Below are 23,223 nucleotides of genomic sequence, written 5' to 3'. Positions count from 1 at the left end.
GCTGAGCCTCTGTACATACAAGAGCAGTTTGATGTTGTTATGATGTAATGGAAATTTTGTGAGCTCAAGCGTTACTCTGATTCTACGTGCATGTTTATGGTTAGTGGTTACTCTCTTAGTAACGCTAGCCATTGCCGTTACTACACTGCGTGTAGCCTTGCCCAATTTAAACAAGTATCAATCTGAAATTGAGCTTTGGGTAAACCAACACTCCGGTTTTGATTTTTCGATTCAAGACGTGGGCGGTTTTTGGCGTAACACTCACCCCTCTATTGCTCTGCAAGGCGTTAAAGCCAGCCTTCCCAATGCGGAAGATGTGAGCTTTTCTGTCGAGCGTGTTGAAGTCGAGTTTGACTTGATTCAATCGCTCGTGCAGATGCGCCCGGTTGTGGCCGAGTTGGTCATGAATCAAATGTATCTTGATATCCGCTCAATTGAGCTGTTTGCTGGGCAAAATGGCAAAGATGAGCCTAAAGATTCTGGCTCTTCCCAGCGAGCGATGCAAGAGCTCGATAATTTACTGCTAAAAACACTCGTCGATGTAACTGCAAAAGATTCTTCTATTCTTTATCACTCTGTTTCGGGTGAAGAACGTCAGCTCGATATAGAAACCTTAAAATGGCAAAACTCAGACAAACATCACCTTGCTGAAGGTGTGGTGAGTATCAAAGGTGCCAATCTAAACTCTCTGTCAGTGAGTGCTAACTTTATTGATGGTGGGTCACTGACTGATGTGACTGGTGAGTTTTATGTCAGTGCCGACAGCATTTCTGTTAAGCCATGGCTTACGCATTATATGCAGGCGGAATCCGGCATTGAAACGGGTACTGTGAGCTTGAATAGCTGGCTTACGCTGCGAAATAGCAAGCCAGTGAGCGCTTATGTTGAGGTTTTACCCTCAGAACTGGCGTGGAACGAAGATGGCGAGCATGACCTCATGCTTGAGTCCGGTGTCTTTAAGTTGTCGCCGACTGATGATGGTTGGCAAGTAAATGGTCACTCACTAAACCTTAGAACGGATGACACACCTTGGCCGGAACTCGACGTAGCGTTCAAGTGGAATCAAGGTCCATGGCAACTCAACATTTCTGAGCTGGATATTGCGACTATTACTCCGTTGATTAAGCTGCTGCCTGACTCTGAACAATCAACCAAAATGATTAACGTATTGGCGCCGGGCGGCTCTGTTTCTGATATCCGTGTTTCCATGGGTTCGGGAATTGACAGTTTACGTTATTCAGCCAGTTTTTCTGATCTTGCTATCGAGCAGTGGGAACTAGTCCCAGGCTTTAGCCAAGTGTCTGGTAGTGTGTTTGGTTCGGCCTCGGAAGCGAAAGCTAGCCTGCATGTTATTGACGATGTGTTCCCTTATGGTGACGTATTCCAAGCGCCTTTGAATATCAAACAAGGTCAGGTTGATATTGTTTGGCAGCAAGATGAAAACGGCTGGAAGCTGTGGTCAGACAAAATCACAGCTGCCACCCCCGATTTACAAGTACTAGGCGCATTCCGCTTAGACTTCCCAAAAGATGCGAGCCCGTTTTTATCCTTCTACGGCGAAGCGGACGCTTACAATGTCGGTGAAACATGGCGCTACTTACCTACACTGGCTCTTGGGCAAGATCTAACAGACTACCTTTCAACTGCGATTCAAGCCGGTAAAGCGGATACCGTAAAACTGTTGTGGCATGGTGATTTGTCTCAATATCCATACACTAACCACGATGGTATTTTCCAGGTTTGGGTTGGCTTAGAAGATGCGAAATTCAGCTTTGATACCGCGTGGCCACTGATTACTGATCTTCAGCTTGATCTGTTGTTTGAAAATGATGCGATGCATCTGGATTCTCGCTCAGCTCAACTGATGGATGTGACGGCAGATCGAATCACAGGACGCATTCCTTATTTAGGGGAAGGCGGCCATATTGAAATTGAAGCTAAAGCGACGGCGTCTGGCAACGCAGTACGCGATTACATGACATCTTCGCCACTGGTGGGCTCGGTAGGCGCAGCCTTAACCGCACTTCAAGTGAGTGGTGATGTCTCTTCTGAGTTCCAGCTGAATATTCCGTTTGATTCTGAAAAAGAAGCAAGAGCATGGGGTTACGCCGACTTAAGTGGCAACCATGTTGAGATTGAAGCGCCGCCAATGGTGCTCGAGAACACCACGGGTCGAATTGAATTTGATAATGACGTAGTGACGGCAAATGGCCTCGCTGCGGATCTGCTTAACCAAGGTATCTCGCTTGATTTTAAGGGCCTTAATGATGGTCCTGGCTATGCAGTTGATATTGATGTGTTAGGTGATTGGGACGTCAAGCCTCTAGAACCTTACATCGGTGAGCAATGGTTAAGCCGCTTATCAGGTCATGCGCAATGGCAAAGCCAGATTGATATCCAGCTGAATGATATCGGCTTTACCTACCAACTAGACTTACAGTCAGACCTAAAATACTTGGCGAGTGATTACCCATATCCATTGGCGAAAAAATCACTAGAAAGTGGCTCTGCAAGGCTACAGGCATCGGGTAACCAAGAGACGATTACCGCGCGCCTGCAATTGCCAAACACCAAGTACCAAGCTGAGATTGATATCACAGGCGACGTGCCTGAGTTAACGGCGACCAACTTAGTGCTTGGTCGCGGTGGCTACAAAATTAGCCCGGTGGTGGGCCATCACGCCCTGATTCGTACAGACAAATTCAATGCCGATGATTGGTTATCGGTTGTAATGGAACCGGTAAAGCCTTCAACGGCTGTACTTAGTCAAATGAACACGCCAACCATACCTGCGCCAAGCCGTATTACCTTTGAGAGTAAAGAGCTGATCTTGGGTGGTATCTCTTGGAATGACGTCGATTTTAGTGCTAGTAAGAACAAACAGGCGTGGCAAATGGAAGTGTCTAGCCAAGAGCTAGAAGGGGATATTAACTACCTGCCTCCTTATGATTTGACAGTTTCACTGGATCGTCTGCATCTGTTTGTTCCTGAGTGGAGTGATAAGAACAATCAAGATCAGCAACTTCTGCAACGTAAAGAACAAGCTGCGCCATTGATATCCAAATTGGATAGAGAGATCCACGATGCGATGCCAAACCTGACCCTGACGCTGAACGACTTTTGGCTGCAAGGCTACAAGGTGGGTAAGGTCGATGTTGAAATGACGAGGAACGAAGATCGTATCGAGTGGAACAAAATCCAGGTGCGAAGCGGCGGTAACAAAGCGGATGTGAGTGGCTGGTGGGAACTGCAAGGTGACAAGAGTCATTCATCGTTAACCGTTGATGTTGAAGGTGAAAACAACAGCGAGCTCATGGAGCGCTTTGGTATTACTTCCGGGATTCAAAAAGCGCCATTCGCGTTGGAAGGTCAACTAAATTGGGATGGTTCGCCTTGGGGAATCAAAATGGATACCCTTGATGGCAACGTTAAAACCAAGTTTGGTAAAGGCATTATCTCGGATGTGAGCGGCGCAGCTCGATTACTTGGCCTGTTTAGCCTAGATTCGATCATCCGTAAGATGCAGCTCGATTTCTCAGATGTGTTTGATAAAGGTATGGCCTTCAACAGCATCACCGGAACGGGCGAGATTCAAAATGGTATCTTCCTGACCAATGATCTGAACATGGATGCGGTCGCAGGTGAGATGAAAATCAAAGGTATCGCTAACCTCAACACGCGTCAGGTTGATGCTGAGGTGAACTTTACCCCAGATATTACCTCGGGTATTCCCGTATTAACGGCCTTTGCGGTAACCCCTCAAACGGCGCTGTACGTATTGGCGGTGACCACGGTTATCTCGCCAGTTGTGGAAGTCTTTACCCAAGTAAATTATTCGGTGAAAGGACCATTGGATTCACCAACGGTGAGCGAGCTTTCTCGTAGCTCCGGTGAGTTCCAGCTACCAGAGAAACTCAGGAAGTTAGCCGAATAGGCCTTATATCCTAGTCAGCGAATATACGGTGAAATGCTGATTTCTGAATCATAATGAATGGAGGAGCGATACACATGGATTGTGTTGGGTTGATTCAAATGACATCTGGCCCCAGCCCTGAATTGAACTTTGAGTACCTTGCTCAAGAAGTTGCAAAGTGCAAAGAGTTGGGGGCTAAGTGGGTTGTTTGCCCTGAAAACGCGTTAGTTTTTGGCAGTAAAGCCGACTATCATCAGTGTGCTGAGCCTTTTAATGATGGCCCACTGCAAAAGAAAATCTCTGAGCTAGCAAAGCTTCACAGAATTTGGATCGTCATTGGCAGTATGCCGATAAGCACAACTAACGGAGTGACGACCACCACCTTGGTGATTGATGATTTTGGTTGCCTCGTTGCTCATTACGACAAGCTACACATGTTTGATGTGGATGTCGCTGACGCCCATAAGTGCTATCGAGAGTCGGATATTTTCACTCCGGGCAACCAAGTTGTGACAGCGGAAACGCCTTTTGGTCGCTTAGGTTTGAGTATTTGTTATGATGTGCGCTTTCCACACTTGTATTCAGAGTTACGTAAGCAAGGGGCACAAATCATTGTGGTGCCTGCGGCTTTTACAGCGGTAACGGGTCAAGCGCACTGGGAAGTACTATTAAGATGCCGCGCGGTTGAAACACAGTCGTGGATTGTCGCGGTAGGTCAAGGCGGAAAACACCCTTGCCAAAGAGAAACATGGGGACACTCAATGGTGGTTGATCCATGGGGACGAGTGGTCGCACAGTTAGACCAAGATCCTAAAAGTATGGTGGTTGAGATAGACACATCCAGTTGCGAGTCCATTAGGCAAAATATGCCCATCGCGCAACACTCTCGATTTACCAATCAATTTTAATTACAAACAAGAGCCATCTATGAGCATTAATCAAATTGAAGAAGCGCTACTGAACCCGACAGGGCTTACGGAGCAAAATATCGCAGATACATTGGCGAGTATTGCTACCCGCCAAATTGATTATGCTGATATCTACTTTCAGTCAAGCTGGCACGAATCTTTAGTGCTAGAAGACAGCATTATTAAAGACGGCTCTTTCAATATCGATTGCGGTGTTGGCGTTCGTGCAGTATCTGGTGAAAAGACTGGTTTTGCTTACTCTGACCAAATCCAATTGGATGGTCTTAAGCAGAGCGCAATTGCGGCTCGTGGTATTGCTAAACAAGGTCAAAACGGCAAGGTTCAAGCGTTCAAACGCAACTCTAATCAAGCTTACTATGATGCAGTTAACTCGCTTGCGAGTTGGGAAAAACAGCAGAAAACAGAATTACTAAAATCATTAGATGCTTACATTCGCACTAAAGAGCCGATGGTGACTGAAGTATCGGTGAGTTTAAGTGGTGTGCATGAGCAGATGCTGGTTGCTGCGACTGATGGCACTTACGCTGGTGATATTCGTCCGCTGGTTCGCTTGTCTATTAGCGTACTTGCACAGAAGGGTGATCGTCGTGAGCGTGGTAGCGCTGGTGGTGGTGGCCGTTTTGGTTACGACTTCTTCTTAAGTGATGACAAAGGCACTCAAGTTGCTTACCAATTTGCGGATGAAGCGATTCGCCAAGCATTAGTTAACCTTGAAGCGGTTGCAGCGCCTGCTGGTGCCATGCCTGTGGTTCTTGGTTCTGGTTGGCCGGGCGTTCTGCTGCATGAAGCGGTAGGCCACGGTTTAGAAGGCGACTTCAACCGTAAAGAGTCGTCAGTATTCTCTGGAAAAGTTGGTGAGCAAGTAACTTCAAGCCTATGTACGATTGTCGATGACGGTACATTAACGGATCTACGCGGTTCATTGAACGTCGATGATGAAGGTGTTAACGGTCAGTACAATACGTTAATCGAAAACGGCATCCTAAAAGGTTACATGCAAGATAAGCTGAACGCTCGTCTAATGGGTGTAGCACCGACAGGTAATGGTCGTCGTGAGTCATACGCGCATCTTCCAATGCCACGTATGACGAATACATACATGCTACCGGGCGAACACACACCGGAAGAGATCATCGCGACGGTTGAGAAAGGTATCTACGCACCGAACTTCGGTGGCGGTCAGGTCGATATCACATCAGGTAAGTTCGTATTCTCAGCGTCTGAAGCGTACATGATTGAAAACGGTAAGATCACTCACCCAGTGAAAGGCGCGACGCTAATCGGTTCTGGTATCGAAGCGATGCAGCAGGTGTCTATGGTGGGTAACGACCTAAGCATCGACCGTGGTGTGGGTGTGTGTGGTAAGGCTGGTCAAAGTGTGCCAGTGGGTGTTGGTCAACCAACATTGAAACTAGACTCGATAACCGTTGGTGGTACTGAGTAATTCAGACTAACCTCTGCCGACTTACTTCAAAATATTAAATTGAAAAGCGCCTCCAATGTGAGGCGCTTTTTGTTTTTAGATTACTGATTCAGTGAGCGTATAGAGTCACTACATGTTCTCTTCCGCAAACTCAGCTAGTCGGCTACGCACCACACCATTGAGGTGGATGTTGGCACTGCCTTCGAAGTTTTTAAAACGCTCAACCATGTAGGTTAAGCCTGAAGTCACAGGGGTTAGGTAAGAAGAATCTATCTGCGCTAAGTTACCTGAGCAGACGATCTTAGTACCTTCACCACAACGGGTGATGATGGTTTTTATCTGTGAAGCGGTGAGGTTCTGACACTCATCCAAAAGCACAAAGGCATTTTGAATCGAGCGGCCACGCATGAAGTTGATTGATTTGAACTGGATATTGGCTTTGTCACAGATGTACTTCATCGAGCCTTCTGTGCAGTGGTCGTTCTTGTGCAGCGCTTCCAGTGTATCGGTCACTGCGGCTAACCAAGGCAACATTTTCTCTTCCTCTGTACCCGGAAGGAAACCTATCGATTCACCAATATCAGGGGTGTTGCGGGTTACGATGATCTTATCGAATTGCTTACGTTCAATGGTTTGTTCAAGTGCAGCAGCCATAGCAAGCAGTGTCTTACCACTACCTGCGGCGCCAGTGAGAATCACAAGATCAATATCAGGGTCGAGCAGCGCATCAATCGCCATGCCTTGATAGACGTTCTTTGGTGTGATGTCCCATGCTCTGCGATTCATCAATCTTTCGCGGCTGAGGTCTCTCAGGGTAATGCTTTCCGGCTCAATCTCCTCGACTCGAGCGGCAAAGTCACTTTCTTCGTCAATCACATATTGGTTGAGGAAGGTTGGCTCGAACGGCGCTCTTGCTAAGGTGTGCAGCGTCTTGCCGCCTAAACTTCTGCTCTCGACATTATCGATACCATCCCAAAATGAGCCTTCCAGTTGTTGGAAGCCTTTGGTGAGGTATTGGATATCATCAATCAGTTGGTCAGTTTGATAGTCTTCAACAAAACGTACACCGGCGCCTTTTGCTCGTAAACGCATATTGATGTCTTTGGTGATGAGAACCACTTCGCGTGGTGCGCGTTTATTTTGAAGATAGAGGACAGCGTTGAGGATTCGGTTATCGCCCGCCTTGTCATCGGCAAAGGCTTTGATGCTTTCTTGAAGTTCGTAGTCAGCGAGTATTGAAATACTGCCAGATGCATTTATGTCTTTAGAAAAAGGGATGCCTTCCGATATTTGGTCTGGTGTGGCTTCCCTGAACAGGTCTTCGAGCGTTCGAATCGCAATTCTCGCATCTCGAGCAACGTCTCTTTTGCTGTCTTTGATTCTGTCGAGTTCTTCTAGCACTGTCATGGGGATAACGACATCGTGCTCTTGGAAAGAAAATATAGCGAAGGGTTCGTGAAGTAGGATATTGGTGTCTAAAACAAATAGCTTCCGGTTGGTCTCGCCCATAGCATCTCCTTGCCGACGTGCGGCTTGCCTTGCATTCATTGAACGTAGATAAAGCTCATATAAAGATTAGTATCTGATTCTGGTGATAGTCAACTACTCACCTAAACTTCATCTAGAGGAACAGCACCATATCGTTACGAGTGAATATGGTGTATTCGTTTGAGAGCAGCAATCTGCTACCTATAGATTAACCATGAATTTTTGACAGTTTGATTGCACTGGCGAAAACAGAAAAAAAGCATGAAATCATCTCCTTTAGGCGTGACCTAAATCACAGCATCGAGTAAGATTAGCGACCTTTTTCTGCACCATTTTCTCGAGATATTTATTATTGAGAGCGCACTTAAAAAGTGGCTGCAAACTAGACATTTTTGGCTATATTTTTAGTTCAGGAGCGATAATGTTCTTGTTTAAAACTGCAGTTAAGAAGACCAAATTCCAACTATAAGATTGAGGTAGTCGATTCATGACATTTGCTTTGGGGCAACGCTGGATAAGCGATACGGAGAGCGATTTAGGTTTAGGTACCGTTGTAGCAATGGATGCTCGCACAGTGACACTAATGTTTGCAGCGTCAGAAGAAAACCGTGTTTATGCACGTACTGATGCTCCCGTAACCCGAGTAACGTTTAATGTAGGCGATGTCATCGAATGCCAAGAAGGTTGGTCTCTGTCTGTCGAAGAAGTTATCGAAGACAAAGGGCTGCTAACCTACTTAGGTACTCGCGAAGATACCCAAGAAACAGAAGTCACTCTGCGTGAAATCTTCTTAAGCAACCAGATCCGCTTTAACAAGCCACAAGATAAGCTATACGCAGGTCAAATCGACCGTATGGATAACTTTGTGTTGCGTTACCGTGCGCTAAGCAACCAGTACCAACAACACAAGAGCCCGATGCGTGGCTTGTGTGGTATGCGTGCTGGCTTGATCCCTCATCAGCTATACATCGCTCATGAAGTGGGTCGTCGTCACGCTCCGCGCGTTTTACTGGCTGATGAAGTGGGCCTAGGTAAAACCATCGAAGCGGGCATGATCATCCACCAACAGGTGCTGTCTGGCCGTGCTGAACGCATTCTGATTGTGGTTCCTGAAACTCTACAACACCAATGGTTAGTAGAGATGATGCGCCGTTTCAACCTGCATTTTTCTATCTTCGATGAAGAGCGTTGTATTGAAGCGTTTGCTGAATCAGACAACCCGTTTGATACCCAGCAGTACGTTCTGTGTTCTTTGGACTTCCTACGTAAGAGCCGTAAGCGCTACGAGCAAGCACTTGAAGGCGAGTGGGACTTGTTGGTTGTCGATGAAGCGCATCACCTTGAGTGGAGCCAAGACAAACCAAGCCGTGAATACCAAGTGGTTGAAGGCTTAGCGGAAAATACGTCTGGTGTGCTACTACTAACAGCAACGCCTGAACAGCTTGGTCGTGAGAGCCACTTTGCACGTCTGCGTCTGCTTGATCCTGATCGCTTCTACGATTACGAAGCATTCGTTGAAGAAGAAGACCAATACGCACCGGTTGCTGATGCAGTAACGGCTCTGTTCTCTGGAGTGAAGCTTGAAAACAGCGCGAAGAACCAGATTACGGAACTGCTTTCTGAGCAAGATGTTGAGCCTCTGTTCCGTGTGATTGAAGGTGATAGCAGCGAAGAAGAGCAAGCGTTAGCTCGCCAAGAACTGATTGATAACCTTATGGATCGCCATGGTACCGGCCGTGTTCTTTTCAGAAACACACGTGCTGCAATCAAAGGCTTCCCTAAGCGAAATGTAAACCTACTGCCGATGGAAATTCCAACGCAGTACACAACCTCAATGCGTGTATCTGGCATGATCGGTGGCAAGATGGCTCCCGAAGCTCGTGCTATGAAGATGCTGTATCCAGAAGAGATCTTCCAAGAGTTTGAAGGTGAAGATTCAAGCTGGTGGCAGTTCGACTCACGCGTTAACTGGTTGATTGAAAAGATCCAAGACAAGCGCAGCGAGAAGATCCTAGTGATCGCCTCTCGTGCAAGTACGGCTCTTCAATTAGAGCAAGCACTGCGTGAGCGTGAAGGTGTACGTGCAACTGTATTCCACGAAGGCATGTCGATTCTAGAGCGTGATAAAGCGGCGGCTTACTTTGCTCAAGAAGAGGGCGGCGCTCAGGTTCTTATCTGTAGTGAAATCGGCTCTGAAGGTCGTAACTTCCAGTTCGCTAACCAACTTGTGATGTTCGATCTTCCATTCAACCCAGACTTGCTTGAGCAACGTATTGGCCGTTTGGACCGTATCGGTCAGCTGCGTGATATCGACATTCATGTTCCTTACCTAAAAGGCACATCACAGGCGATCCTTGCGCGTTGGTTCGATGAAGGTTTGAATGCGTTTGCAGAGACTTGCCCAACCGGTCGCACGGTTTACGACAAGTACTCAGATGTTCTTATCGAGATGCTAGCTTCTGGTAACACAGAGCAATTGGATGAAGTGATTGAAGAGTCAGCGAAGCTAAACCAAAGCCTGAAATCAGATCTAGAAAAGGGTCGAGATCGCCTACTAGAGATGCATTCAAATGGTGGCGATAAAGCTCATGAGATTGCAGAAAAGATCGCGTCTACTGATGGCGACACTAACCTAGTAACGTTTGCACTGAGCTTGTTCGACACGATTGGTTTGAACCAAGACGACAAGGGTGAAAATGCGCTAGTCGTGACACCATCTGAGCACATGATGGTACCAAGCTACCCTGGCTTACCATACGAAGGCGCAACCATCACGTTCGATCGTGATACAGCCCTTTCTCGTGAAGACATGAACTTCATCAGCTGGGAGCACCCAATGATTCAAGGCGGTATTGATCTGCTACTGAGTGAAGGTGTGGGTGCATCAGCGGTATCATTGCTGAAAAACAAAGCGCTGCCAGTGGGTACTATCCTGCTTGAGTTGGTTTACCTTGTGGATGCGCAAGCACCGAAACGCAGCGGTATCAGTCAGTTCCTGCCTAAGACACCAATTCGTTTGATGATGGATGGCCGTGGTAACGATCTATCTGCTCAGGTTGAATTTGATAGCTTTAACCGTCAGCTAAGCCCTGTAAACCGTCACTTAGCGAGCAAACTAGTGAACTCGGTACAAGGCGAGATTCACAAGCTAATCGAAGCGGGTGAGACGCACGTACTTCCTAAAGTGGAAGAAGTGCGTGAACAAGCTCAACGAGATATGCAGACTAACCTGAACGGTGAATTAGAGCGTCTACAAGCGCTTAAAGCCGTGAATCCTAATATTCGTGATGAAGAGCTAGAGGTAATCGAAGCTCAAATCAATGAACTGTCCGGTTACATCAGCAAAGCTCAGGTTCAGCTAGATTCATTACGCTTGATTGTGGTTTCTCACAACTAGTTTTGAATTAGCGAAATGCTTCAACGAAATAAGGCCTTCATTATGAAGGCCTTATTTGTATCTGTAGCTTAATTAACAATTCAAGTAGCTGGTTACATTAACCACTTCCACCAAACAAATACCGCTAGGAAACCAAATAGGTAAACAAGACCTGCTACAGACAACCATTTTAGTTTGCTGCCAATGGCTAGCGCTTCTGGAAGCTTAGCTTTGTTGACCAAGATGAAATTAAGCAGAGCGAAGAATGGCGTTGTTGCAAACGCGAGTACCATTGCGAAATCGAGCATAGGCATCAGTGCTGCGCTAAAGAACATCACAATCGCGAGTGCCGCGATAGAGACAATGATTATCCAGCCTTGCAGCATTCTTGGGCTTGAATCTTTTTTGAATAATAGACGTTGTGATTCAGCAAGCACGCGTGAGTAGCCATCGATAACGGTAATGGTGCTACCAAAGATACAGAAGAAAGCGATAAGAGCGATTAACGGGCGAGACCATTCACCAATTGTCGAAGCGTAGATGCCGACCAATTGATGAGTAAAGCCAACACCGGAGCGAGACAGTTCAACTCCCGAACCGTGAAGTACTAGCGCGCCTAACGCAACGAATACTAAAGCAAGCAGCGCCGTACCAATGTAGCCAACGTTAAAGTCGAACAGCGCTGATTGTGCGGTCACTTCCTGCTTCTCTTTTTGGCTTTTTAGCCACATAGAGGTGATGCTTGATATTTCGATAGGCGCAGGCATCCAACCCATGGTCACCACGATAAAACCAATAGCAGCCAATGACCAAGGCGACGGTGGAACAAAAGCAGCATCAGGTTCGACTGGAGAGCCGATAGCAATGGCGACTGCAGCTAAGGTTGTGATGGTTAAGACCGCCATGATCGCTTTAGATAGTGTATCTAGAGCACGATAATGGCCAGCAAACAGAATGATCAAACAGGTCGCTAAAACGATCATGCACAAGGTGCTAGTGGCTAAATCGAAAGGAACAAAGTAACTGAGTAGGCTTGCACTGAATAATAGCAGGGCAGCGGTATTCACGACCGCAGATATGGCACTCAAGATCGAAAAGATCACAAGGTATGGGCGGCCTAGGTTAGAGTAACCTTCCACCAAGCTTTGACCCGTTCCTAGCGTGTATTGGATGCCGGCTCTGAAGAATGGATATTTAAATACGTTAACGAGGATAATGAGAGCGGCAAGCTGCCAACCATAAATCGCACCCGCCTTGGTTGAGGCGACTAAGTGAGAACCACCTACAGCCGCTGCGGCCATCATAACGCCTGGGCCAAGAGACCGAATTAACGTTGATAGGGGAGCAGAGGTTTGTGCTTTTGTTGTTGTAGTTTTAACCGTACTTTCCATCATTTTTCCTTTGATGCTGACTTCTTATTTTCCGTTCCCCTATCAATACCATGTTTTGTAAAGTCGTCAACTTTTATGTACGAAAATGTTGAAAGTTGTATTTATTTATAAACGAATCAACCGTAAATTATTTATTCACTAGCAATTAAGAGGCTTCAATGGCGTTAGAACAGTACACACCACCGCGTGAACCGTGGATTGATATTGTTTATCAAGATGACGATATTCTTGTGGTGAACAAGCCTGCAGGCCTGCTTTCTGTTCCGGGTAGGTTACCTGAGCATTACGACAGCATGTGGAGTCGGTTAGTTGTCGAATTTCCAGAGATTCAAGTCGTTCATCGATTGGACATGTCGACCTCAGGCTTGATGCTGCTCGCTAAACACAAACAAGCTGAGCGTCATTTGAAGAAGCAGTTTCAATATCGACTGACACACAAACTCTATTACGCGCGAGTATGGGGCCGATTGGAAAAAGCAGAAGGTTTGATTGATCTGCCACTCATTTGTGATTGGCCAAATCGACCGAGACAAAAAGTGTGCTTCGAGGATGGAAAACCCTCTCAGACTCGTTATATCGTCGAACAACAAGAGCCTCAAACCACACTGTTGAAGTTACTTCCTATTACGGGTCGTTCCCATCAGTTACGCGTGCACTGCATGGCGCTAGGGAATCCAATTGTAGGCGACGAGTTTTACGCAACATCAGAAGCATTTGAATACAGTGATAGGTTGGCTTTGCATGCGTGTGAGCTGAGCTTTTATCATCCAGCGAATAATCAATTGTTTAAAGCCTTTGTTCCCTGTGACTTTTATCCTCAAGCATCCCCACAAATCGAACAGCACTTTGAAATTGCGCTTGAGCTTCCAGACTACAGTAAGCTAAAAGCTTAGAATAGACTGATTCATAGATCTAACCAAGGAAGAAGAATGCCAACGCTGAATGTTGTGTTTCTCGATAGAGCGACTATCCCATCTCAAATTCATTTAAAGCCTCTGAGCTTTGAGCATGAATGGGTAGAGTATGATTTCACAGCTCCTGATCTAGTTGCAGAGCGAGTCCTGGACGCGGACGTGATTATCACCAATAAGGTTGTGCTCAACGCAGACAATTTATCTCAAGCACAACAACTTAAGTTAATAGCGGTTTCTGCGACGGGTGTGAATAACGTTGATGTTGATTACTGCAATGAGAAAAACATAGCAGTGGCTAATATTCAAGGTTATGCGACTCAATCGGTGCCCGAACATGTAATCGCGATGCTATTTGCGTTAAAGCGTAATCTCGTTGGTTACCATCAAGATATTGAAGCTGGTGAGTGGCAAAAGGATAAACAGTTCTGTTTCTTTACCCATCCGATTCAAGATATCGCAGGCAGTACATTGGGCTTAATGGGCAGTGGGAGCTTAGGACAAGCAACTGCTGCACTGGCTAAAGCGATTGGAATGAAAGTGATCTTCGCAGAACGTAAAGGGGCTGATTCTTGTCGAGAAGGGTATCTGCCTTTTGATACGGTATTGAAGCAAGCCGATGCGATCAGCTTACATTGTCCGTTAACCGAAGCAACTCGCAATTTGATTTCAGAGCCAGAGCTAGCAATGATGAAACCAAGCGCGGTGCTGATCAATGCGGGGCGTGGAGGGCTTGTCGATGAACAAGCTTTGGTTGAGGCTTTGGTCAATCATCAGATTGCAGGTGCGGGTATGGATGTGTTTACACAAGAGCCTGCGGACAAGTCGAATCCACTATTGGCTAACAGTCACTTATCCAATTTACTATTAACGCCTCACGTGGCATGGGGCAGTGACAGCTCAATTCAAAAACTGTCGGATATCTTAATCGATAATATTGATGGGTTTGTTGAGGGTAATCCGCAGAACTTAGTGAGTTGATTAAAGAATTAAATGGTGCGAACGCAAAACAAAAAAGGTTGGCCTGTAGGCCAACCTTTTTAGATTGTGTGTCGATTAAATGACTTAACCTTGCGGTTTAACCACCAATACATTGATTGGTGAGTTCTGTACTACTTTGCTTGCAACCGAGCCAAGTACCACTTTGTCGATTTTTGAACGCTTATGGCTAGGCATCACGATAAGGTCGGCGCCAAGCTTTTCTGCGTAATCAAGAATCGTCGCGTAGGTTTTACCCTCAGCAACATGAACTTTGTAAACCACTTCATCGTCGATGTGTTTGTCGGCAAACTCTTTCAGCTGATTTTTAACATCAAGCTTCATTTGGTTCGCTGCATCTTTCGGGAAGTAAGACGCCACCATCGACATGTGAATGCCTGGTAGTACGTTCAGAATGTGGATTTCAGCATTGCTGTGTTTTGCGTGCCATACCGCCAGTTCGACTGCCTTATCAGAAAAGCCTTTGTCATTAAGATCAACAGGAACAAGGATTTGTTTATACATGTATTCGTCTCTTTTTAATCAGCGCTAAGCTTTCACTTAGCACTGTAATTATCCTTTCCATGTAATAAAGCCAAATAGCGCTAAGCACTACTCAGCCTTATCCATTACGCGCTAATCTCATCCTTACGAGCACGTCTTCTTTGGTTCATCGCTAAACCAATCAAAATGATCAGAGCTGGTAAGAATACCCACTCTTTCATTGGTCGTTCTGCGTCTTGGATAACTGATTTAATTTCCCAATCAAAGTCAATGCCAGCGGCTTCTGCAGGGCTACCAAACTCAACCATATCAACAATCATCTTGTCGTCAGCTTGTGTCAGCATTAGGCCCATTGAAGCAATGCGGTCTTCACTTGTTGTCGCAGAATCTTCAAACGGAAGGCGAACTGTTTTCTCAGAATAGTTACCTTCTAAGTTTTCGCCACCTACTCTCAATTCAAGTGATTGTCCCACAGATAGGTTTTCTGTGATTTGAGCGATCTCAACTCCAGGTGAAAGAACTTTCTCTGGATAAATCATGTCCCACCAGAAACCTGGGCGGAAGAAAGAGAAGGTCAGAACGATAAGCAGTATAGTTTCCCACCACTTGTTCTTGGTGAACCACCAACCTTGTGTTGCAGCTGCGAAGATAAGTACCGCAGTCACAGATGAGAAAATCGTTAGTGCTAAGTGCCACCAAGAATCAATGCCCATCAGTAGTAGTTGAGTATTGAAGATGAACATGAAAGGTAGAATTGCGGTACGGATATCATAGGTGAAGCCTTGGATACCAGTACGAATCGGATCTGATTTCGCAATTGCCGCTGCTGCAAACGCCGCGAGACCTACCGGAGGTGTATCATCCGCAAGAATACCGAAGTAGAACACGAATAAGTGAACCGCAATCAATGGAATGATCAAGCCGTGCGCAGCGCCTAGGGTCACGATTACCGGAGCCATCAGCGTTGATACAACGATGTAGTTCGCCGTTGTTGGCAAGCCCATACCTAAGATCAAGCTGATTACTGCAGTGAATAGCAACATGAGAATGATGCTACCGCCTGAGATAAACTCAACGAAGTCCGTCATTACTAGACCGATACCCGTTAGAGTCACCACGCCTACAACCGTACCTGCAGCCGCTGTCGCGACACCGATACCAATCATGTTACGTGCGCCTGAAACCAAGCTCTCTGCGAGATCAACGAAGCCAGCTTTAGTTTGCTCTGCAAGATCGTCTGATTTGTTCATCAGAGTCATTAACGGACGCTGAGTGATCAGAATGAAGATCATGAACACGGTCGCCCAGAATGCCGACAGACCTGGAGAGAAACGTTCAACTGTTAAACACCAAACAAGCACCACGATAGGCAATAGGAAGTGCAGGCCAGACTTAATTGTTGGACCTGGATCCGGAACTTCTTTGAGATCCGCATCGATTTCCATGCCGCCTTCAGATGCGTATTTTGCTGATACACGAACCAGAGCGACATAAGCGACTAATAGAGCCACCGTTACGATTGGTGTTGCAGCATCGCCAAAGACATCTTTCGTCCAACCGACACCGTAGTAAACCGCGGCACTGATAACACACAGACCTAAAATGGTACCCGTGAAAGACAGTAAGCTTTGTACGATAGTTGGTGTGTGGCGACGAGGTAGGCCAGTCATACCTGCTTTACATGCTTCTAGATGAACAATGTAAATCAGAGCGATGTAAGAGATCAGAGCGGGCAGTAGCGCGGCTTTGATTACTTCTACATACGAAATGCCCACATACTCAACCATCAAGAAGGCTGCTGCACCCATGATAGGTGGTGTTAATTGACCATTGGTTGAAGCCGCGACTTCTACTGCGCCTGCTTTAGTGCCCGGGAAACCAACACGCTTCATTAGCGGGATAGTAAAGGTACCCGTGGTTACCACGTTCGCGATAGATGAACCTGATACCAAACCAGACAGACCTGATGCGACAACGGCTGCTTTCGCTGGGCCGCCTTTCATGTGACCAAGCAGTGAGAATGCAACTTTAATAAAGTAAGCACCGGCGCCAGCACGTTCTAGCATTGCACCAAACAGTACAAACAAGAATACGAATGACGTTGATACGCCAAGTGCCACACCGAATACACCTTCAGTTGTTAGCCACAGATGCGACATTGCCTTGTTCAGGCTCGCACCTTTGTGGGCAATAACGTCCGGCATGTGAGGGCCGCCAAAGGTATAAAGTAGGAATACTGCCGCCACAACCATAAGAGGTGGACCTAAAGCGCGTCGTGTTGCTTCAAGCAGTAGAACCATACCAAATACGGCTGCAACAATATCAAATGTTGTGGGAGCACCAGAACGACCGGCAAGTTCAGTGTAGAAAATATAGATATAAGAAGCTGAAAAACTACCTACAAGCGCTAATACCCAGTCGACTGCCGGGATATGGTCCCGCGGCGAGTTCTTCAAAGCTGGATAAGCGGTAAAGGCTAGGAAAATAGCAAAGGTAAGGTGAATTGCTCGAGCTTCAGTGTCGTTTAAAATTGCGAAGTTAAAAATGAACGGCAGCGGAGATGCATACCAAAGTTGGAACAGTGACCAACATAGAGGCACAAACCATAAAATACGGCCTTGGATACCACGAGGGCTACGCGCACCAGTATCTGATTGTGCCACCATTTCTTGCACATCTGGAGACGGTGATGTTGTCTGCGTCATGTACTTTATCCTTATTATTGATGGTCTGCCTTTTCTTACGAACAACCAAACGTTATTTATTTCCTATCTAGTGTAGTGAATGGATAGGGAAATGCGTTTTTTGTTCGTCTTTGTCTTAGGCTTGATACGAAGGTAAGTCCTCCAAATTGGAGAAACTTAAAGGGCTGTTCTTTTCACTTAAATTATTTTTATAAAACGTGAAAAGCCAATAAGGAGGGCTAGCCTCCTTATTGGTGTAGTAGGCTTAAAGTAGAGTTACTTTAGAAGGCCCACTTCTTTGTAGTATTTTGCTGCGCCTGGGTGAAGAGGGATAGAGATACCCGCTTTAACCATGTCTTCTTTTTTCAGGTTAGCAAATGCTGGGTGTAGGCGTTTGAAAGTGTCAAAGTTTTCAAATACTGCCTTAGCAACGTTGTATGCAACTTCTTCAGAAACGTCTGAAGTTGTTACCATAGTAGCTGCAACACCGAAGCTGTTTACGTCAGCGTCAGTACCACGGTACATACCAGCAGGAACTGTGCTGTAAGCGTAGTATGGGTTTTCAGCTACGATCTTGTCGATCTGTGGACCTGTTGCTGAAACCAGTTTTGCATCACAAGACGTTGTTGCTTCTTTGATTGATCCGTTCGGGTGACCAACCATGTAGATGAATGCATCAATCTTGTTATCACAAAGTGCTTGTGAACGCTCAGAACCTTTAAGTTCAGAAGCAAGCTTGAAGCTGTCGTTAGTCCAGCCCATAGCGTCCATTACAACACCCATCGTTGCACGGTCACCAGAACCTGGGTTACCAATGTTTACACGCTTACCTGCTAGGTCAGACACATTGTTGATGCCAGCATCAGTACGAGCGATGATGTTGAACGGTTCTGTATGTAGAGAGAACATCGCGCGAAGTTTCTTGTATTCGCCCTGATCTTTGAACTTACTTGTACCGTTGTAGCCGTGGTATTGCCAGTCCGATTGAACAACACCGAAATCTAGTTCACCAGCACGGATGGTGTTAACGTTGTAGATTGAACCACCAGTAGACTCTACAGAACAACGAATGTTGTGGTCTTTGCGGCCCTTGTTCACTAGCTTACAAATCGCACCACCAGTTGGGTAGTAAACACCCGTAACTGAACCAGTACCAATCGTGATGAACTCTTGAGCGTTAACAGCGCCAGCGCCCATTACAGCAGCTGCAATAGCACCAACTTTAATAAGTTTGGTAAATGCCATGAATTTCCCTTCCTTTATTCATTATTAACCCTGAAACAAGTGTAGTTGCTTCAGGAGTTTCCTATTTGGAAACGGCACCTTTTTCAATCCATGTGATGAAAAAGTGGCTGAATAATATCAAAAATTGGCAGAAAATTACTCGAATGTTAAAAGATATAGCTAAAAAATCTAACAAATGATGTCTTGATCTCGTGTTTGATTTGCTACTGAGTTTTTAAAATCAATGGTTTAGTGTGATTTTGGAAGGGAGGTATGGATATTCTAGGATGTGATTTGGATCACGAAGCAAATAGATACTCGTGATCCATTAATAAGGCTGATAGTTATGAAACAGCGATCAATTATCCTGCGTATTCAAACAGTTCACACACTGAATCAAACAGTTGCTTAGTGGTAACCGATAACGTTGGGGTAATGAAGATAGTATCATCACCTGCGACTACGCCCAGTATACCTTCCGACTTACCTAGTGAGTCTAATAAACGAGCAATCAGCTGCGCCGCACCAGGACCTGTGTGTATCACCACCAATGCATTGTTGTGGTCAATATCTAGTACTAATTCTCTTAGAGAGCTAGAAACGGTCGGAACACCTAGCTCAGCAGGAAGACAGTAAACCATCTCCATTTTTGCGTTACGAGTTCGAACGGCACCAAACTTGGTTAACATACGCGAGACTTTAGACTGGTTGATGCTTTCAAAACCTTCGTGTTTTAGGGCATCCACAATTTCGCCTTGTGAGCCAAAACGTTCTTCTTTTAGTAAGGCTTTAAATGCACGAACTAAGTTGTCTTGCTTTTCTGTATTGCGCATATGTCATTCTTATTCATTAACAAAGATGTTTGCATATTCTCGCATACATATTCAATTTTAGCCAAAACATCCCTGTAATTTGTTAGTCATATCACTGTAAATATTTAATAGAATAATGTGTTATTTGCGACGACTTATTTTGTTATTTCAGTCGATTATCGCCATAATGCGAACTTGCTGTGTAGCACGGTTTTATTGACTTGCGCGAAGTCGCAAAGCTAGCGTTAATTGATTGTAATCACTTTGTGATTAATATAGTTTTTTAACTTAGATTTAGCTCAAGAATTACCCTACAAAGAATCTATAAGAGAAAGCTCTCAAGGAGAATAACAATGAAAGTAGCTGTTATTGGTGCCGCTGGTGGCATCGGTCAAGCCCTAGCCCTACTACTTAAGAACCGCCTACCTGCTGGTTCAGATCTTGCACTTTACGACATCGCTCCGGTAACACCGGGTGTTGCTGCCGATCTTAGCCATATCCCAACGCCTGTTTCGATCAAAGGTTACGCGGGTGAAGATCCAACACCAGCACTAGAAGGTGCGGATGTTGTACTTATTTCAGCGGGTGTTGCTCGTAAGCCTGGTATGGATCGTGCGGATCTTTTCAATGTGAACGCTGGCATTGTTAAGTCTCTTGCAGAGAAAATCGCAGTTACTTGTCCGACTGCTTGTGTTGGTATCATTACTAACCCAGTAAACACAACAGTGCCAATCGCGGCTGAAGTACTGAAGAAAGCGGGCGTTTACGACAAGCGTCGTCTATTCGGTATTACGACTCTTGATGTGATTCGTTCTGAAACGTTCGTTGCTGAACTAAAAGACAAAGATCCAGGCGACATCCGTGTTCCTGTTATCGGTGGTCACTCAGGCGTAACGATTCTTCCTCTACTTTCTCAAGTTGAAGGCGTAGAGTTCACTGATGAAGAAATTGCAGCGCTAACGACTCGCATCCAAAATGCAGGTACTGAAGTAGTAGAAGCTAAAGCTGGCGGCGGCAGTGCGACACTGTCTATGGGTCAAGCGGCTTGTCGTTTCGGTCTTGCATTAGTTAAAGCACTTCAAGGTGAAGAAAACGTGATTGAATGTGCATACGTTGAAGGTGAAGGCGAGCACGCTCCATTCTTCGCACAGCCAGTTAAACTAGGCAAAGAGGGCGCTGAAGCGATCCTTAGCTACGGTGAGCTAAGTGACTTCGAACGTAACGCTTTAGATAGCATGCTTGAAACGCTAAATGGTGACATCGAGATTGGTGTTGAATTCGCTAAATAAGCGAAACGCTATTTAACTCAGACTTAAGCTAATTAATAAGGGCCGGTCATTATGATCGGCTTTTTTGATCCTGAAGTTCAAGCTACTCGTATTTAGCTTTACAATTAATGTGAAGGTAAATGTTATGGCTACTGTTCAGAAGGGTATGAATGTCGAATATTTGGGGCACTTAGGAAAAGTATTGGTAATTGATGAGCAAGAGCAGTACGCGCTAGTAGAGACTTACAACGGGCATGAGCAGTACGCGGTGCCAATGGAAGAGCTTGAAGAGATTGAAGCACAACTGCCGTTATCATTAGAAGCCAGTCGATATTGAATTTGGCTCACCTACAAATATTTGTTGAAAACCAAAAAAAAGAGCCCTGAGGCTCTTTTTGTTATTTATATAGAAGCTAGAAGCGAGTTGTCTATTAACCTGCTTACTTACTGCGTTTAACTGCTAAGTGTGCGAGCGTGGTTAGCGCTTGCTTATATTCTGAGTCAGGAAGTACAGAAAGCTCAGCGATGGCTTTATCGGCCTCTTCGTAGGCTTTATTTGTTGTGTACTCTAAAGAGCCTGTCTCTTTCATTACAGCCATAATATCGTCAAGACGTTCCATGCCGTTCGCTTTCTCAATCGCTTCACGAATCATGCTTGCTTGTTCAGGAGAGCCATTATGCATTGCGTAAAGTAGAGGCAGTGTTGGTTTGCCTTCGGCTAGATCGTCACCAACGTTTTTACCCATCTCTTTACCATCTGCAGTGTAATCCATCACATCGTCAATCAGTTGGAAAGCGGTGCCTAGGTATTTACCATAGTTCTGCATTGCTGTTTCGATCTCTGGTGATGACTCAGTAAGAATCGCACCGATTTGGGTCGCAGCTTCGAACAAACGAGCAGTCTTAGAGTAGATCACCTGCATGTAGCTTTCTTCTGTGGTGTCTGGGTTATTGCAGTTCATTAATTGTTGAACTTCACCCTCGGCAATCACGTTTACCGCTTCACTCATTAGCTCGAGGATCTTTAAAGATCCTAGCGTTGTCATCATTTGGAATGAGCGTGTGTAGATAAAGTCACCCACCAAAACGCTAGCGGCATTACCAAAAGCGGCATTGGCCGTCGCTTTACCGCGTCTCATGTCTGATTCATCGACAACATCGTCGTGAAGCAGGGTTGCGGTGTGAATAAACTCGATAAAGGCTGCAGAGGTGATATGAGCTTCACCTTGATAACCAAGTGCGCGAGCAGATAAAAGAGCAAGCAAAGGGCGTAGGCGTTTGCCACCACCGCTAACGATATAAAAACCAAGCTGGTTGATTAAACTTACGTCAGAATTAAGTTGGGCTTGAATTGTTTCATTCACTTTTGCCATATCATTGGCAGTAAGCGTTTGGATAGCTTTAAAATCCATTGTTCATCCGGCTGAAGTTAGACCCTGTAAGGCTTATACGTTGTATTTAATTGTTGAATAATACACTAAAAAACGTTGATTAATACATCGCTAAAGGGCATGATTGCCGCACTTTTCTTTGGCGAACAGGTTTTCGCCAATTTTTTAAAAATATGGCTTGTCATAGCGCCATGATTCCCGTAGAATCTGCGCCCTATTGATTAGTTTAGCGCACACCCGAGTTGTACAATTAACAACCATAGGCTGTGCGGAAAAAGCGGAGTAAAATATGTACGCTGTTTTCCAATCTGGTGGCAAACAACACCGAGTAAGCGAAGGTCAAACACTTCGTTTAGAGAAATTAGACGTTGAAACTGGTGCAACTGTTGAATTTGATAAAGTTCTTCTTGTTGCTAACGGCGAAGAAATCGCTGTTGGTGCACCTCTTGTTGAAGGTGGCAAGGTTACTGCAGAAGTAGTACAACACGGTCGTGGCGATAAAGTAAAAATCGTTAAGTTCCGTCGTCGTAAGCACTCGCGTAAGCAAGCTGGTCACCGTCAGTGGTTCACTGAAGTGAAAATCACTGGCATTAACGCTTAAGTATTAGGAGAGTTTAACAATGGCACATAAAAAAGCTGGCGGTTCTACTAATAACGGCCGCGATTCAGAAAGCAAACGTCTTGGTGTTAAGCGTTTTGGTGGTGAATCTGTTCTTGCAGGTAACATCATCGTTCGTCAACGTGGTACTAAGTTCCACGCTGGCACAAACGTTGGCATCGGTAAAGACCACACTCTTTTCGCTCTTACTGAAGGTAAAGTGAAATTTGCTGTTAAAGGTCCTAAAAACCGTAAGTTTGTAAGCATCGAAGCTGAGTAATTTAATCTTTAACTAGATTATTTTATTAGCTTTCAAGCTGAATTCAAAAGCCC

17 protein-coding genes are annotated in these 23,223 nt (G+C 45.5%); 10 read left to right on the top strand and 7 right to left on the bottom strand.

Annotation, left to right across the window (positions count from 1 at the left end):
- The first annotated feature begins 58 nt into the window (after positions 1 to 58).
- The 3 genes from AB4623_RS06935 to tldD all read left to right on the top strand — a co-directional run bounded on the left by AB4623_RS06935 (position 59) and on the right by tldD (position 6,286).
- Positions 59 to 3,934, top strand: a complete 3,876-nt coding sequence (locus tag AB4623_RS06935) for a YhdP family protein (protein WP_372146044.1) — start codon at positions 59 to 61, stop codon at positions 3,932 to 3,934.
- A 74-nt stretch (positions 3,935 to 4,008) separates the two neighbouring features.
- Positions 4,009 to 4,821 carry a carbon-nitrogen hydrolase family protein gene (locus tag AB4623_RS06930; protein WP_017061365.1) on the top strand — a complete coding sequence of 271 codons (813 nt, stop codon included), beginning with the start codon at positions 4,009 to 4,011 and terminating at the stop codon, positions 4,819 to 4,821.
- Positions 4,822 to 4,840: 19 nt separating this feature from the next.
- The gene (gene tldD / locus AB4623_RS06925) at positions 4,841 to 6,286 is read left to right on the top strand and encodes a metalloprotease TldD (RefSeq protein WP_372146043.1); all 1,446 of its coding nucleotides are present in this window, start codon (positions 4,841 to 4,843) and stop codon (positions 6,284 to 6,286) included.
- A gap of 108 nt (positions 6,287 to 6,394) precedes the next feature.
- Here tldD and AB4623_RS06920 read toward each other — a convergent pair whose 3' ends face one another.
- Positions 6,395 to 7,774 carry a PhoH family protein gene (locus tag AB4623_RS06920; RefSeq protein ID WP_017062953.1) on the bottom strand — a complete coding sequence of 460 codons (1,380 nt, stop codon included), beginning with the start codon at positions 7,772 to 7,774 and terminating at the stop codon, positions 6,395 to 6,397.
- 466 nt (positions 7,775 to 8,240) lie between these two features.
- On the opposite strand from AB4623_RS06920, the gene rapA reads away from it, so the two are divergent.
- Positions 8,241 to 11,150, top strand: coding sequence for an RNA polymerase-associated protein RapA (rapA, locus tag AB4623_RS06915; protein WP_372146042.1), 2,910 nt, complete (start codon positions 8,241 to 8,243; stop codon positions 11,148 to 11,150).
- A gap of 92 nt (positions 11,151 to 11,242) precedes the next feature.
- Here rapA and AB4623_RS06910 read toward each other — a convergent pair whose 3' ends face one another.
- Positions 11,243 to 12,520 carry an NRAMP family divalent metal transporter gene (locus AB4623_RS06910; RefSeq protein ID WP_372146040.1) on the bottom strand — a complete coding sequence of 426 codons (1,278 nt, stop codon included), beginning with the start codon at positions 12,518 to 12,520 and terminating at the stop codon, positions 11,243 to 11,245.
- A 158-nt stretch (positions 12,521 to 12,678) separates the two neighbouring features.
- On the opposite strand from AB4623_RS06910, the gene rluA reads away from it, so the two are divergent.
- Positions 12,679 to 13,413, top strand: a complete 735-nt coding sequence (gene rluA / locus AB4623_RS06905) for a bifunctional tRNA pseudouridine(32) synthase/23S rRNA pseudouridine(746) synthase RluA (RefSeq protein WP_372146038.1) — start codon at positions 12,679 to 12,681, stop codon at positions 13,411 to 13,413.
- A gap of 36 nt (positions 13,414 to 13,449) precedes the next feature.
- Positions 13,450 to 14,412: a D-2-hydroxyacid dehydrogenase gene (locus AB4623_RS06900; RefSeq protein WP_372146036.1), complete on the top strand. Its 963-nt coding sequence runs from the start codon at positions 13,450 to 13,452 to the stop codon at positions 14,410 to 14,412.
- A gap of 84 nt (positions 14,413 to 14,496) precedes the next feature.
- Here AB4623_RS06900 and AB4623_RS06895 read toward each other — a convergent pair whose 3' ends face one another.
- The 4 genes from AB4623_RS06895 to argR form a co-directional block, all read right to left on the bottom strand.
- Positions 14,497 to 14,934, bottom strand: a complete 438-nt coding sequence (locus tag AB4623_RS06895; protein WP_004740830.1) for a universal stress protein — start codon at positions 14,932 to 14,934, stop codon at positions 14,497 to 14,499.
- A 104-nt stretch (positions 14,935 to 15,038) separates the two neighbouring features.
- Positions 15,039 to 17,618 carry a TRAP transporter permease gene (locus AB4623_RS06890; RefSeq protein ID WP_372146034.1) on the bottom strand — a complete coding sequence of 860 codons (2,580 nt, stop codon included), beginning with the start codon at positions 17,616 to 17,618 and terminating at the stop codon, positions 15,039 to 15,041.
- A gap of 255 nt (positions 17,619 to 17,873) precedes the next feature.
- Entirely contained in the window at positions 17,874 to 18,842 is a 969-nt protein-coding gene (locus AB4623_RS06885; RefSeq protein ID WP_017061374.1) for a TAXI family TRAP transporter solute-binding subunit, read from the bottom strand.
- 341 nt (positions 18,843 to 19,183) lie between these two features.
- Entirely contained in the window at positions 19,184 to 19,654 is a 471-nt protein-coding gene (gene argR / locus AB4623_RS06880) for a transcriptional regulator ArgR (protein WP_004740827.1), read from the bottom strand.
- A gap of 332 nt (positions 19,655 to 19,986) precedes the next feature.
- Here argR and mdh point away from each other — a divergent pair, with 332 nt between their 5' ends.
- The gene (gene mdh / locus AB4623_RS06875) at positions 19,987 to 20,922 is read left to right on the top strand and encodes a malate dehydrogenase (RefSeq protein ID WP_009847834.1); all 936 of its coding nucleotides are present in this window, start codon (positions 19,987 to 19,989) and stop codon (positions 20,920 to 20,922) included.
- Between the two features lie 124 nt (positions 20,923 to 21,046).
- Positions 21,047 to 21,238: a hypothetical protein gene (locus AB4623_RS06870; RefSeq protein WP_017061375.1), complete on the top strand. Its 192-nt coding sequence runs from the start codon at positions 21,047 to 21,049 to the stop codon at positions 21,236 to 21,238.
- A gap of 103 nt (positions 21,239 to 21,341) precedes the next feature.
- Here AB4623_RS06870 and ispB read toward each other — a convergent pair whose 3' ends face one another.
- The gene (ispB, locus tag AB4623_RS06865) at positions 21,342 to 22,313 is read right to left on the bottom strand and encodes an octaprenyl diphosphate synthase (RefSeq protein ID WP_017061376.1); all 972 of its coding nucleotides are present in this window, start codon (positions 22,311 to 22,313) and stop codon (positions 21,342 to 21,344) included.
- Between the two features lie 268 nt (positions 22,314 to 22,581).
- On the opposite strand from ispB, the gene rplU reads away from it, so the two are divergent.
- Together rplU and rpmA are read left to right on the top strand one after the other, a co-directional pair.
- A complete protein-coding gene (gene rplU / locus AB4623_RS06860; protein WP_004740823.1) occupies positions 22,582 to 22,893 on the top strand; it encodes a 50S ribosomal protein L21 in 312 nt (103 codons plus the stop codon).
- A gap of 19 nt (positions 22,894 to 22,912) precedes the next feature.
- Positions 22,913 to 23,170 carry a 50S ribosomal protein L27 gene (gene rpmA / locus AB4623_RS06855; protein ID WP_004735905.1) on the top strand — a complete coding sequence of 86 codons (258 nt, stop codon included), beginning with the start codon at positions 22,913 to 22,915 and terminating at the stop codon, positions 23,168 to 23,170.
- Positions 23,171 to 23,223: the final 53 nt, after the last annotated feature.

The organism is Vibrio sp. 10N.222.52.C12, from assembly GCF_041474215.1.
GTDB classification, from domain to species: domain Bacteria; phylum Pseudomonadota; class Gammaproteobacteria; order Enterobacterales; family Vibrionaceae; genus Vibrio; species Vibrio crassostreae_C.
Note: the sequence above shows the minus strand (reverse complement) of the source record. Positions and strands in the feature narration are given on the sequence as shown.

Coding starts and splice junctions, on each gene's coding strand:
- AB4623_RS06930 (WP_017061365.1), top strand. CDS start 4,009: ATGGATTGTGTTGGGTTGATTCAAATGACATCTGGCCCCAGCCCTGAA.
- tldD (WP_372146043.1), top strand. CDS start 4,841: ATGAGCATTAATCAAATTGAAGAAGCGCTACTGAACCCGACAGGGCTT.
- AB4623_RS06920 (WP_017062953.1), bottom strand. CDS start 7,774: ATGGGCGAGACCAACCGGAAGCTATTTGTTTTAGACACCAATATCCTA.
- rapA (WP_372146042.1), top strand. CDS start 8,241: ATGACATTTGCTTTGGGGCAACGCTGGATAAGCGATACGGAGAGCGAT.
- AB4623_RS06910 (WP_372146040.1), bottom strand. CDS start 12,520: ATGGAAAGTACGGTTAAAACTACAACAACAAAAGCACAAACCTCTGCT.
- rluA (WP_372146038.1), top strand. CDS start 12,679: ATGGCGTTAGAACAGTACACACCACCGCGTGAACCGTGGATTGATATT.
- AB4623_RS06900 (WP_372146036.1), top strand. CDS start 13,450: ATGCCAACGCTGAATGTTGTGTTTCTCGATAGAGCGACTATCCCATCT.
- AB4623_RS06895 (WP_004740830.1), bottom strand. CDS start 14,934: ATGTATAAACAAATCCTTGTTCCTGTTGATCTTAATGACAAAGGCTTT.
- AB4623_RS06890 (WP_372146034.1), bottom strand. CDS start 17,618: ATGACGCAGACAACATCACCGTCTCCAGATGTGCAAGAAATGGTGGCA.
- AB4623_RS06885 (WP_017061374.1), bottom strand. CDS start 18,842: ATGGCATTTACCAAACTTATTAAAGTTGGTGCTATTGCAGCTGCTGTA.
- argR (WP_004740827.1), bottom strand. CDS start 19,654: ATGCGCAATACAGAAAAGCAAGACAACTTAGTTCGTGCATTTAAAGCC.
- mdh (WP_009847834.1), top strand. CDS start 19,987: ATGAAAGTAGCTGTTATTGGTGCCGCTGGTGGCATCGGTCAAGCCCTA.
- AB4623_RS06870 (WP_017061375.1), top strand. CDS start 21,047: ATGGCTACTGTTCAGAAGGGTATGAATGTCGAATATTTGGGGCACTTA.
- ispB (WP_017061376.1), bottom strand. CDS start 22,313: ATGGATTTTAAAGCTATCCAAACGCTTACTGCCAATGATATGGCAAAA.
- rplU (WP_004740823.1), top strand. CDS start 22,582: ATGTACGCTGTTTTCCAATCTGGTGGCAAACAACACCGAGTAAGCGAA.
- rpmA (WP_004735905.1), top strand. CDS start 22,913: ATGGCACATAAAAAAGCTGGCGGTTCTACTAATAACGGCCGCGATTCA.